Origin of the sequence: Nostoc sp. (genome assembly GCF_036916655.1) — a bacterium.
GTDB lineage: Bacteria > Cyanobacteriota > Cyanobacteriia > Cyanobacteriales > Nostocaceae > Nostoc.
In genome coordinates, this window is the sequence record NZ_JBALFY010000117.1 from 144567 (window position 1) to 156582 (window position 12016).

General features: G+C 41.4%; 10 protein-coding genes. 3 read left to right on the plus strand and 7 right to left on the minus strand.

Annotation, left to right across the window (positions count from 1 at the left end; all coding sequences use genetic code 11):
* Positions 1-157: 157 nt before the first annotated feature.
* Positions 158-1540, plus strand: a complete 1383-nt coding sequence (locus tag V7L31_RS31070; protein ID WP_334699796.1) for an aldehyde dehydrogenase — start codon at positions 158-160, stop codon at positions 1538-1540.
* Between the two features lie 117 nt (positions 1541-1657).
* Here the strand turns inward: V7L31_RS31070 and V7L31_RS31075 are convergent, their stop codons facing one another.
* From V7L31_RS31075 to V7L31_RS31085, 3 genes are all read right to left on the minus strand, one after another.
* On the minus strand, positions 1658-2287 hold the full coding sequence (locus V7L31_RS31075) for a sulfite oxidase-like oxidoreductase (protein WP_334699797.1): 630 nt from the start codon (positions 2285-2287) through the stop codon (positions 1658-1660).
* Positions 2288-2592: 305 nt separating this feature from the next.
* Complete coding sequence (rpmF, locus tag V7L31_RS31080; RefSeq protein WP_012407602.1) at positions 2593-2766, minus strand: 50S ribosomal protein L32; 174 nt, start codon at positions 2764-2766, stop codon at positions 2593-2595.
* A gap of 195 nt (positions 2767-2961) precedes the next feature.
* Positions 2962-3453 (minus strand): hypothetical protein, encoded by a 492-nt coding sequence (locus V7L31_RS31085; RefSeq protein WP_334699798.1) that lies wholly within the window; start codon positions 3451-3453, stop codon positions 2962-2964.
* Between the two features lie 201 nt (positions 3454-3654).
* Here V7L31_RS31085 and V7L31_RS31090 point away from each other — a divergent pair, with 201 nt between their 5' ends.
* Positions 3655-5511, plus strand: coding sequence for a caspase family protein (locus tag V7L31_RS31090; RefSeq protein ID WP_334699799.1), 1857 nt, complete (start codon positions 3655-3657; stop codon positions 5509-5511).
* 110 nt (positions 5512-5621) lie between these two features.
* Here the strand turns inward: V7L31_RS31090 and V7L31_RS31095 are convergent, their stop codons facing one another.
* Complete coding sequence (locus V7L31_RS31095) at positions 5622-5999, minus strand: Mo-dependent nitrogenase C-terminal domain-containing protein (RefSeq protein ID WP_292717619.1); 378 nt, start codon at positions 5997-5999, stop codon at positions 5622-5624.
* A gap of 519 nt (positions 6000-6518) precedes the next feature.
* On the opposite strand from V7L31_RS31095, the gene V7L31_RS31100 reads away from it, so the two are divergent.
* The gene (locus V7L31_RS31100; RefSeq protein ID WP_334699800.1) at positions 6519-7133 is read left to right on the plus strand and encodes a hypothetical protein; all 615 of its coding nucleotides are present in this window, start codon (positions 6519-6521) and stop codon (positions 7131-7133) included.
* A 179-nt stretch (positions 7134-7312) separates the two neighbouring features.
* Here the strand turns inward: V7L31_RS31100 and V7L31_RS31105 are convergent, their stop codons facing one another.
* The 3 genes from V7L31_RS31105 to V7L31_RS31115 form a co-directional block, all read right to left on the minus strand.
* The gene (locus V7L31_RS31105) at positions 7313-9082 is read right to left on the minus strand and encodes a ribonuclease J (protein ID WP_334699801.1); all 1770 of its coding nucleotides are present in this window, start codon (positions 9080-9082) and stop codon (positions 7313-7315) included.
* Between the two features lie 276 nt (positions 9083-9358).
* Positions 9359-10243 (minus strand): 4-hydroxy-tetrahydrodipicolinate synthase, encoded by an 885-nt coding sequence (gene dapA, locus V7L31_RS31110; RefSeq protein ID WP_334699802.1) that lies wholly within the window; start codon positions 10241-10243, stop codon positions 9359-9361.
* Between the two features lie 148 nt (positions 10244-10391).
* A complete protein-coding gene (locus V7L31_RS31115) occupies positions 10392-11429 on the minus strand; it encodes an aspartate-semialdehyde dehydrogenase (RefSeq protein WP_334699803.1) in 1038 nt (345 codons plus the stop codon).
* Positions 11430-12016 lie beyond the last annotated feature (587 nt).

Consider the following 12016-nt stretch of genomic DNA (forward strand, 5'->3'; position numbering starts at 1 on the left):
GTTTTTTATCCTGATAATTCCTAATTTATAATTACTACTATCTACCAATAAAAATTAAATACTTTAATCATAAAATCCAACACTAGAATTGACAGTTTCAGTATAATCTGTATAACAGAATTAGCATTAAACAAATAGTTTTTGAGAGGACAAAATAATGATTACAACTGACTTATCTAACGTTGGCAATATTCTCCATAATCAGCGAGAGTTTTTTCAAACAGGAAAAACTAAAGATGTAAATTTTCGCATTGAACAACTGAAAAGTCTTAAGCAAGCCATCATTGAGCATGAAAAGTCAATAGTCGAGGCATTACAAGCAGATTTACATAAACCAGAAGTTGAGACTTACATTACAGAAATCAGCGTAGTTAAAGAAATTGATTACACCATAAAACATCTTCAAAACTGGAGTAAGCCCAAAAAAGCAGCAGTTTCCTGGGACTTTTTTTCATACTCAGCAAAAATTTATCCAGAACCGTTAGGGGTTGTCTTAATTATTGGGCCTTGGAACTATCCATTTCAGTTAATTATCTCACCTTTAATAGGTGCGATCGCAGCTGGTAACTGTGCAATTATCAAACCTTCAGAAATTGCTTCTCATACTTCCCATATCATCACTGAAATTATTGCCAAACATTTTGATCCTGCTTATATTGCGGTGGTTGAGGGAGGCGTGGAAGCAAGTCAAAAACTACTTGCAGAAAAGTTTGACCATATCTTTTTTACTGGTGGTACAGCCGTCGGCAAAATCATTATGGCAGCAGCGGCAAAATATCTCACCCCAGTGACTTTAGAATTAGGTGGCAAAAGTCCTTGTATCGTAGATACTGACATTAATCTTGAACACACTATTAGACGAATCACTTGGGGCAAATTTATTAATGCTGGACAAACTTGTGTCGCCCCTGACTATCTTTTAGTCAATAAAAAAATCAAAAAAGATTTAATAGATGGTCTGGAAAAAAACTTAAAGGAATTTTATGGCGATAATCCTATAAATAGCCCCGATTATGCCAGGATTATTAGTGAAAAACATTTTGATCGACTGGTTAGCTTTCTCAAAGATGGAAAAGTTATCATCGGTGGAAAAACTCAACCTTCAGAGCGTTATATCGCCCCGACAGTGATTGATAATGTCTCCTTAGAAGATTCGGTAATGCAGGAAGAAATTTTTGGGCCGATTCTACCCATCATTGAATACACTGACATTGCAGAAGCGATCGCCTTGATTAACTCTAGACCCAAACCATTAGCGTTATACTTATTTTCTCAAGACAAAAATCTGCAAAAGCAAGTTTTACAGGAAACTTCTTCTGGTGGAGTCTGTATTAACGACACAGTTATGCAGGTTGGTGTATCATCTTTACCATTTGGTGGAGTAGGAGATAGCGGTATTGGCAACTATCACGGCAAAGCTAGCTTTGACACATTTTCTCATAACAAAAGTGTATTGCAAAACTCTTTCTGGCTAGATTTAAAATGGCGATATGCTCCATATCAGGGCAAATTGCCCTTCATAAAGAAACTTCTAGGTTAAAAGTTATGAGTGAGGAGTGAAGAATAAAAATCCATAACTCCTAACTTTGCCAATTTTAGATTTTTCTTTCAATCCAAAATCTAAAATCTAAAATCTAAAATTGAATAACTTCTAACATCAAACCCCAAAAGCATTGCTGTAACGCTCCTCAGCCCAGGGTTCACCACGGCGATGGTAGCCATTGCGCTCCCAAAAACCAAGTTCTTCGCCGGGCAAAAATTCCAAGCCATTGATCCACTTGGCACTTTTCCAAGCATATAAATGGGGAACAACTAGCCGCATCGGGCCACCATGTTCAGATGGAAGGTCTTCACCAAAAACTTTAAAGGCAAAGAAGTTTTCTTCGCGGATAAAATCTTCTACAGAAATATTGGTAGTGTAATCGCCGTAGCAGTGTTCCATAATGTGGGCTGCCTTGGGATCTACTTCAATCAGACCCATAAAATCTATAACTTTAATGCCAGTCCATTTGACATCGAGTTTAGACCAACGCGTTACACAGTGGAAATCTGCTGTGAATTCGTGTTGAGGTAGTCCCATAAAGTCTGACCAACTAAAGGTAGCAGATTTTGCTAAACCCCAAACTCGAAACTCCCATTCTTCAGTGCTGACTTGGGGAGTTTCACCGTAAGTTAATACAGGGAAACCTTTAGCTAAGTGTTGACCAGGAGGGACGCGTTCGCCCTTGGCGTTGGCGGAGCCATCGCCCTCTTCTTTCGCTGGTTTCTGAAAAAATTTTCCTAACATAGTTGCAGAAAAATAACTTTATCAAAGTATTTACAATTTTTTTGCTGAGTTGCTAACAGCACCAAATGTTTTACTCTTTATATGATTACTTGATCATTACTCATGAATGATAGGTAATGGGTAATGGATATTCCCAATTACTCACTACCAATTTTTTCCATCTAATGAGCTTGTGTAGAGTATCTATGACTCATAATGCAATCAGGAAAGCTAAGAAAAAGCGTTTATTTAGTTGTAGGAAGTTTGATTGATAACTTTAGCAATCAAATCTATCGGTGCTGTTCATGCTTTTCCTGACTGGGAAATTATGATTCTTCTTCCTCTTCTTCAGCAGTTGGATAAACAAATGTAGAACGTCCAGTCAAAATTGATTTGCCTAGAGAAAGGGCTTTCTGAGCTTCGACAACAGCTTTGTGTCTCCAGGTAGCTCGACGTTTATCTCGTTTTGATTTTGAAGTTTTCTTCTTAGGAACAGCCATGTCAGCAGATATCGCAATTCTTGACAACCTTCTTATTCTAGGCCATTCACTGATGCGAAGGACAACAGTTGAGTTAGGAATTAGGTAAGTCGGGTTAAAAGTTACGTGGGACATGGGAACTTTGTATCTCTCTGAGAAAAAGTTCGAGCCAAGACTTCCTTGGCTCGAACTTCTCTCTGTGTCTGGCTAAACCCGTCATTTTTTGGTTGGCACACCGCCATTTGCTGGAACTGTATTAGAGTTATTTTCAAAGAAAAGTAGCGATCGCGCAGTTTTAAAGTAAGTAGCCCAATTTTGAGCATCGGGGCGCGATCGCCATTGGGGACGACTGACATCTAATGTCAGGACTGGTGCGATCACGCCATAATTTTGTACGGATACGATGATGGAAACATCTGTCACCAAGATATCTTGGTCGAAACTTCTTTGAGCAGCTGCCCTTGCAGCCGCTTCTGCCCTTCTGAGAACGGTTTCATAGTTTTCTTCTGGCAGACGGTCGATAGCTAGATCGACTCTAGCGGTGTAAGCCCGCACAACCTGGGGTGCGATCGCTTCCATCAAAAACCACGCAGGGACAGTAGATATAAGCAAAACTACTAAAGGAATTATCCGGATTCTTCTGGCAATTTGGCTAATAACTGAAAAGGGAGTGATCCATGATGGTAGGTGAGCAGAAATCTTGCTCATGACCTTCTATCTCCTTAATGATGATCTTTTATTGAAATTAGGTAAAAGGTATTTTCCGGCTAATTAACGTAATAAAAATTACATTCTAACTGAAGATTCAATTAGAATCCCCCTAGACTATAAGACACAGGTTAGCTTTGTTTTTTGGGCAAAGCCAACCGCAATTTTAAGACCAGCAAACAATAACTGACAAAGAGCGGGATGGCAAATTACTGGGCGATCGCGATTGGCATCAATCAATATCAGTTATTTCAACCTTTAAGTTGTGCCCAAGCGGATGCTGAGGCACTAGACGATTTTTTGGTGACAGAGGCAGGTTTTCTCCCCGAACACTGTCTAGTCATGACAGATACTTCGCCACCGATTGGGGATAGATCAACTTACCCGACGAAGGAGAATATTTTACTGCTACTTGAAGATTTAGCAGCAAGAAGTTGGCAGCCAGAAGACTATCTGTGGTTATTCTTTAGCGGTTATGGAGTCAACTACAAGGGCAAAGATTACTTAATGCCAGCAGAGGGCAACCCGGAACTAGTACAAGAGACTGGTATAGAATTGCGATCGCTGATGCAAAGTCTACAAGTTGCTGACTTAAATGTACTGCTACTACTCGATATCAATCGTGCTTTTGGCACTCAAGCGGATGCTCCAGTTGGTGAAGAAACCATAGAACTAGCCCAAGAGCTACAACTCGCGACAATTCTTTCTTGCCAACCAGAGCAATTTTCCCATGAGAGTAGCGAATTAGGTCACGGATTCTTTACAGCAGCTTTGTTAGAAGCTTTGGGTTCTGGTAATGGTAGTAACTTGGCAGATTTAGAAAGCTACCTCAGCCTGATTGTGCCAAAATTATGTCACCACCACTGGCGTCCTGTCCAAAACCCTGCCACTATTATCCCATCAAGGCAGCAAGTAATCTTGCCAGAATTGGCATTGGAAAGCGATTTTCAAGCAGAATCGGTGATTTATCCTGAAGAATCTTTTGCTGTTGCCCTTGCAGCACCTCCCCTCGATGATTCCTCTAGAACTTCAGCAGAACGGGGCAGACGAGGAGAAGCTACTGTGAAATCCTCCCCACAGGTGAAAAGTCAAAAAGTCCAGGAGTCAAGTGGCAGCTTAGTTGCCCAGCCAATGGCGGAAACTTCTTTAGGAGTGAATACCAGAGGAAGATTTATCCCCAATTCCTCAAAAGGTTACGTCTCGCGATTGCCAGCGAATCAGCCAAGCATCCCTTTTTGGAAACAGTTTATTTTATGGGGTGGAGGCAGCTTGCTGGTAGCAGGTTTAATCGCTGTAGTTTTTCTCCGTAATCAAGAAACTTTTAGAATTAAGCAAATATCAAGCACATCACCCAATACTAATGTTAGCGATCGCCAAATTATTGAGAATTTACCCAGCGATTCCACTCCACCAGTGAGACTCAAAAATCAATCTAGCGCCCAAATAGTCTCTAATTCCGAGTCCACAAAACGGAATCAAGCAGTATTAGACCTGGCGAAAATGTCGCTCAGACAAACTCAGGCGAGCGATTTGAGCATGGCGATCGCTACAGCCCGAAAAATTCAATCGGGTGAACCACTGTACGAACAAGCTCAAGAGAATATTCAGATTTGGAGCCAGATGATTTTAGATTTAGCAGAAGGTCGTGCTAAACAAAGACAGTATGCCAGCGCTATTGCTGCGGCTCGATTAATCACCAAAGACGAAGCCCCCTACGCCAAAGCACAAGCAGCAATTAACCTGTGGCGGCTAGAGGGTAAACAGTATGTGAGCAACAGAACTCTTTTAGATGCAGCTAATGGCTTAATTAAGTCTGAACAGGCATCTACCTATAATCGAGCGATTGAAGTTGCCAAGAAAGTACCAGCCGATCAACCAGGCTTCGATGCAGCTCAAAAATCGATCAATAAATGGAGTGAGAAAATTTTAGACCTGGCCAAGCGTCGCGCCGCCGAAGGAGAACGTAATGCCGCAATTGCGACCGCTGCTTTAGTGCCAGAGGAAACAGCCGCTTATGAAGATGCTCAGGATGCAATTCAAAAATGGCAAAAGAAATAGTAAAAAAATAATAAAAAATGGTTAGGAGTTAGGAATTAGGAGTTATATTATTGATCCCCGACCCTTTACTCCTGATTCCTAACTTTTTCCTCAGCGTTCATATCTCAGTATTAGCAGTACTGCGATACATCTTCGCCACAGTCGTCGGCTAGATAGCACAACGCTCGGAAACGTAAACCAACCACTTCTTCGTATAAGGGGTTGAGCTTGCACATAGGTGGGATGTGAAACAAGGTCTTCCCAAATAATTTGACATCGCGCTCAAAAGGGCATTGAGATGGAATCAGTTTGCACAAACGATGAGCTAGTTGGCGATCGCGGACTTGAATGTTTTCTACTCGCTGCCGTAGGGGTTGGAGAATATCCCAGTAGGGCTTGGAAGGAGAATGGTTAAGCTGGGTTGCTTTATGGTCAGTAGTCTCTGCTTGATTGATTGATACCCAGCTAGCCAGAAAAATCTTTTTAGTGGTATTGTCGAATACCTTCATGATTAACCCTCTGTGTTATTGAGGCTATTCACCTTTTTGATGAATATATACAACGTGGCAACGAACTTTCCCGGAAAAATCGCGTTCTGACTGCGATATAATGTAATACCTGATTAGCCACTTAAGTCAGAACCTAATTTATTACTACGTCAAGTTAATCGCAAATTTCTGGGGATCGGTAGTGTAATATTACGATCTTGTTCATAACTTGACACAGTTTAAATTTTAATGAAGACATCCGTCATTGGATAGGTTTTAGTGTAACATTTACAGAACTTAATATAAGGTCTTTCTGAAAGTATTTTTGCTAAGTATAAACATCAGTAATCCCCTAGAAGGCTTTTTTCCTCTCGGTGTTCCCACTTTCTCACGTAAGTGTGTCTTGTTCATCGCTAGCTAAATGCCGTAGAAGCACTGATTTTTGATCGATTAGCATCGATTGCATTTCACAAAACTTAGGTTTCAGTGGCAATTCGAGAGTGATATAGTCTGAAGCGTTAAAATCAGATGAGCTTGCTTATGGGTGTTTCTGTACTCTACAGCGCAATTCCTCCTTCCAGTACACTATACGCACGCCTTCAACGTGAAAAGGCACTTAGCATCCTTGTAGTTTCTCTTTTCCCTTATGGTTGCGGCATTTTCCGCTTTTTTGAGATTGATCCTGAAGAGATTAATGAAATCCTTGAAGATGTTATCGAAACACACCACGAGACTTTTGGATCTGAGCTAGAAGCAGATCGGGTAATCTCTGAATTGCGGTCTGAGTTGAGGCTTACTCGCCAAGCCTATCCAGGAATTGAAGATAGAACAGCATCACTAGAAAAATCATCTGCTGAGATCGAGAAACGTTTGTCGCAGGAGCTATCGAGAAGAAAGTTTGCGAATGCCGATGAGATTGTTGAAAAGCTCATGTTTGGAGATCAAACCTTTGCTCCAACTCTGTTATCAACAGAGGAGTCATTGGGACTTATTTCTCGTGAGCTAGTCAGTGAAGGGGCCAGCATTTTTCGACAGATCGATCCTGCAACACTGTTTGCAAGAAATGAATGGTGTTTTGAAGACTTCGAGCGGTGGAGAAATCTGTATCTTTTAGCAGCCGAGAAAAATGAGGAGATATTGGTTGCAGTTGCTTGAGGCGACAGCAACCTAACAAGTGAGATCACCTCCAATAACTATAAATAATTTCTATACGCATTACAAAAGAAAGCGCAAAGACGTTCAGAAAAATTCTGTGTCTTTGCGCCAATCAAAATTTGAGCGGTGAAAGCCACTGCTCAAACTTATCTCTGTATGAGATTTTTACCTGAAATTCTCTATGATGCTACCTGAGCAGCAGTCCGAGTCCGCCGTCTTCTGCCATCAGCAACTTTCACAGGTGGCTCATCAGGGATTTGCATCAACAAAGTCACAGATGGCTGACATTGCAATTCCCGACGGATGGAACGTTGCAATTCTCGTTCTAAAGTTCCTTGCAATCCACCCCAGTCTACATCTGCTGCTTCACCGCCAGGAGCAAATTCTGTCCAGCGCACAGTGAGGATTTCTTCAATGCGTTGTTTTACCCAAGTTTGTAACAGCGATCGCTCTACACTTGTAACTACACCCCGCAGATGAGTTTCTGGTTTTGCCAACAGTTTACCATTCCAATCTATGGCAGCTGCGATCGTGATAATGCCTTCAGAAGCCATGCGTTGCCGTTCTTGCAGCACTTTGGCACTTACCATACCCGAACTAGTAGTATCCACCAATTCAATACCAGATGGCACCTTACCAGTGACGCGAATAGCATCTTCAGTCAGTTCGACAATATCACCATTCTGAATAATGATCATATTTTCTGCGGGAATGCCCATACTCTGAGCCGTTTCTGCGTGCTTCACTAGCATCCGATGTTCGCCGTGAAATGGCACAAAGAATTTGGGTCGAGTTAAGGCAATCATCAGCTTTTGTTCTTCCTGACAGCCGTGACCGGAGACGTGAATTCCTTTATCCCGTCCATAGACCACTTTCGCACCTTGAATCATCAATTTATCAATGGTGTTGACTACTGCGATGGTATTTCCGGGAATTGGGTTAGCAGAGAATACTACCGTATCTCCTTCGCGGATTTTAATGTGAGGATGTTCTTTATTGGCAATGCGGGTCATTGCTGCCATCGTTTCACCCTGAGAACCTGTAGTTAAGACTAAAACTTTTTCATCGGGTAGATTGCGGACTGCGTGCAATGGTTGCAGCAGATTATCTTCACACTTGATGTAACCTAAATTGCGGGCATGAGCAATCAAATTCAGCATGGAACGCCCGACAACCGTTACTACACGATTCTGCTTCTTCGCAATATCCAAAATCATGTTGATGCGATGGACGCTAGAAGCAAAGGTAGTGACAAATAGTCGCCCAGGTGCTTGACTAAATACTCTCTCCAGATTGGGATAAACTGAGCGTTCCGAAGGTGTAAATCCTGGTGTCTCAGCATTAGTAGAATCACTTAGAAGGCAAAGAACGCCTTTTTCACCATGTTCTGCTAACCGTTGTAAATCAAACTTTTCACCATCCACTGGGGTGTGATCAATTTTAAAATCCCCTGTGTGAATAACTACACCCAGGGGAGTATGAATGGCAACAGTGAAACTATCAGCGATGGAATGAGTGTTACGAATATATTCAACTAAAAAGTTTTTGCCAATCCGTACTACATCACGTGGTAGAACTGTTCTGATTTCTGTGCGATCGCGGACTCCTGCTTCTTCTAATTTACCCTCTAGCATTGCCATTGCTAGCCTGGGCCCATAAATCACCGGGATATCAAATTGCTTGAGATGAAAGGCAATCCCACCAATATGGTCTTCATGACCATGAGTAACAATCATCCCTTTAATTTTGTGGCGATTTTCCCGCAGATAGGTCGTATCTGGTAAAACAATATTTACTCCATGCATCGCCTCTGTAGGAAAAGCCAATCCTGCATCTAACAGGATAATTTCATCGTCATACTCAAAAAGACAGGTATTTTTCCCAATTTCGTGCAAACCGCCCAAAGGAATAATTTTCAAGGCGGAATTATTAGCTTCGTTTTTAGCCATTTTCTCCTTAGATTGTTACTTGTGGTTAATTAAGTTGATAGTTAACGAACTTGCATTTAAGACATCATCTGTCTCTTAAGTCAGTCCCAAAGCAATCAAGTTTTAATTGAAGATTTCAATTTTTTATTCAATAAAATCGACTGTACACTCAAGGATTCATAGTATATCTATCAGTCCTAGCACAGGTTTTTAAATTGCAACTTATGAACAATTATGATCGTTGTTTATATGTATCTTTGGTAATGAGTAAATTAGCAATGCTTAACTAGTTGGTGGCTAGATTAAACTAAGTTCTTTCAGGACCGCTTCTAATTTTTGACTGACTTCTACATCAGCTTCACATAGCGGCGGACGAGTTGAACCAACCTCCCAACCTTGAAGTTTCAGTGCTTTTTTCACTGGAATGGGATTTGAAGTGAGAAATAGGGCTTTAAACAACGGGAACAGTTGGAGATGAATGTCGCTTGCTACCTCAATTTTTCCGGCATTAAAAGCTTGAATCATCTGCTGTAGTTGGTTTCCTACCAGATGAGAAGCTACACTTACCACACCCTTTGCCCCGATCGCTAACAAGGGCAAAGTCATATAATCATCACCAGAATAGATGTGGAATTCTTTTGGTGTCAAGCGGCGAATTTCGCTTGCCTGATCTATACTACCAGTGGATTCTTTAATCCCGACAATATTGTTAACCTCAGCTAACCGGGCAACTGTTTCTGGCTGAAGGTTTTGTCCGGTACGACCGGGGACATTATATAACAACAACGGTAAGTCGGGACAGGCTTGTGCTATCGCCTTAAAGTGCGCTTCCAATCCCGCTTGTGGCGGTTTGTTGTAATAAGGAACAACTTGTAAGGAACCATGTACTCCTATTTTAGACGCTTTTTCGGTGGCTGCGATCGCTTCTTTAGTGGAATTTGATCCACAACCTGCGATTACCTTGGCTTTTCCGGCCACGGACTGCAATACCTCGACAAACAACTGGTATTCTTCATCCCAACTTAGCGTCGGGGACTCTCCTGTTGTGCCGCACATCACCAATGTATCTGTACCATTGTTAGCTAGATGCGCCGCCAGTTCTGCCGCTACATCATAGTTGACGCTACCATCTGCTTTAAATGGCGTAATCATAGCGGTTAAAACATTGCCAAAATCTCCCACCCTTTTTTCACTCCTGATTACCCATGTTTTTATATCTTGGTGGTTCTCTATTGTAATAACCTATCTGCAAATTGCTTTCAAGTGTCATTAGTCTTTTGTCACTTGTCCTTCGTCCTTCGTCCTTTGTTGCTTAACCAATGACAAAAGACTAATGACTAATAGCTAATGGTTTGAGTAGATTTTTCTCTACTAACAACTCAGCGATTTGGATTGCATTTAACGCTGCGCCTTTGCGGATTTGGTCGCCACACAACCATAATTCCAAACCACAAGGATGGGAAATATCCTGACGAATTCTTCCCACTAGAACTTCATCTTGACCTGTTGCTTCAATTGGCATCGGAAAATGATTAGTTCCCCAATCTTCTACCAATTTTACTCCAGGGGAGGAATTTAAAATTTCTCTGGCTTCCTTCGCACTAAAGGGAGTCTCAAATTCTAAATTAATGGCTTCTGAGTGGGCGCGGAGTACGGGAACCCGTATACAGGTCGCAGTGATTCTGATTTGCTGCGTGCCAAATATTTTTCGGGTTTCGTTCACCATCTTCATTTCTTCCTCACAATAACCCAAATCGTTTAATGGGGAGTTATGGGGGAATAAATTAAATGCCAATGGGTAAGGCAATATTTCGGCAATCGGTGGCTGTCCTTGTAGTATAGCGCTTGTTTGGGTTTTCACTTCTGCCATTGCCCTAGCACCTGCACCACTAGCCGATTGGTAGGTTGCAGCGACGATGCGTTGCACTGGTTTAACTTTATGCAATGGCCAGACTGCCACAGCCATTAAAATCGTTGTGCAGTTGGGGTTAGCAATAATGCCTTGGTGATGCGCTGCGGCTTGCGGATTTACCTCTGGCACTACTAAGGGAACTTCTGGGTTCATCCGAAAGGCACTGGAGTTGTCAATTACTACTGCGCCCTTTTCGACGGCAATTGCTGCCCAAGCTTTGGATGTGGAACCACCTGCACTAGCTAGTACTATATCGACATCTTCAAAAGCGCGATCGCTAACTGGCTCTATTGGTATATTCTCCCCTTTAAAGCGTAGCGATCGCCCGACACTCCGCTCTGATGCCAATAACTTCAAGTCAGCAACCGGAAAGTTACGGTTTTCTAATAATTCCAGCAACTCAGTACCAACTGCACCAGTGGCTCCCAAAATAGCTAAACGATAGGATTTCGACAAACTTGCTTCCTCCTTTAAGAGACTTATCTGCAATTTATTGGAACAATTGACAATTTTTATATAATTAGCGATCGCAGTCTGTAAATAGATTTTGAATAGATTTAGATTTTTTTCTAATTTACTCTGTTTTTATATTATATTTAATACATTTATACATTTATTCGCTTGGTTATTTAATAAGTTAAGTGATGTTGAATTTTACAACAATGGACATTCATTTATTTCATCGATTTTAACTATATATTATTATACAACAAACTGCCATTTAGCAGAAAAATGAAGATATCTGCACTTAGACATTTAACAGGCATCTCACCTATAAGGCAAGAGACATCTTGGCTAAAAAAAGTTGTTTACCAAGATGATGAATATATTAACTAAGATCGAAATGCACAAAACAAGTACAAAACTTAGCTATGCGCTCAGGTAACATATACGGTGTCGTACCATAACTTAGAAATAGCTAGACTCAATACTATAACTTTAATTTGGGGTACTAACCACTCGTTGAGAACCAGGATATCACGGCATTAGCCCACTGAATAATTAATTCCTGAGAGTAGGGAGTGGAGGAATAATGAGGGAGC

Coding starts and splice junctions, on each gene's coding strand:
- V7L31_RS31095 (WP_292717619.1), bottom strand. CDS start 5,999: ATGAAGGTATTCGACAATACCACTAAAAAGATTTTTCTGGCTAGCTGG.
- V7L31_RS31085 (WP_334699798.1), bottom strand. CDS start 3,453: ATGAGCAAGATTTCTGCTCACCTACCATCATGGATCACTCCCTTTTCA.
- V7L31_RS31100 (WP_334699800.1), top strand. CDS start 6,519: ATGGGTGTTTCTGTACTCTACAGCGCAATTCCTCCTTCCAGTACACTA.
- rpmF (WP_012407602.1), bottom strand. CDS start 2,766: ATGGCTGTTCCTAAGAAGAAAACTTCAAAATCAAAACGAGATAAACGT.
- V7L31_RS31070 (WP_334699796.1), top strand. CDS start 158: ATGATTACAACTGACTTATCTAACGTTGGCAATATTCTCCATAATCAG.
- V7L31_RS31075 (WP_334699797.1), bottom strand. CDS start 2,287: ATGTTAGGAAAATTTTTTCAGAAACCAGCGAAAGAAGAGGGCGATGGC.
- V7L31_RS31090 (WP_334699799.1), top strand. CDS start 3,655: ATGGCAAATTACTGGGCGATCGCGATTGGCATCAATCAATATCAGTTA.
- V7L31_RS31105 (WP_334699801.1), bottom strand. CDS start 9,082: ATGGCTAAAAACGAAGCTAATAATTCCGCCTTGAAAATTATTCCTTTG.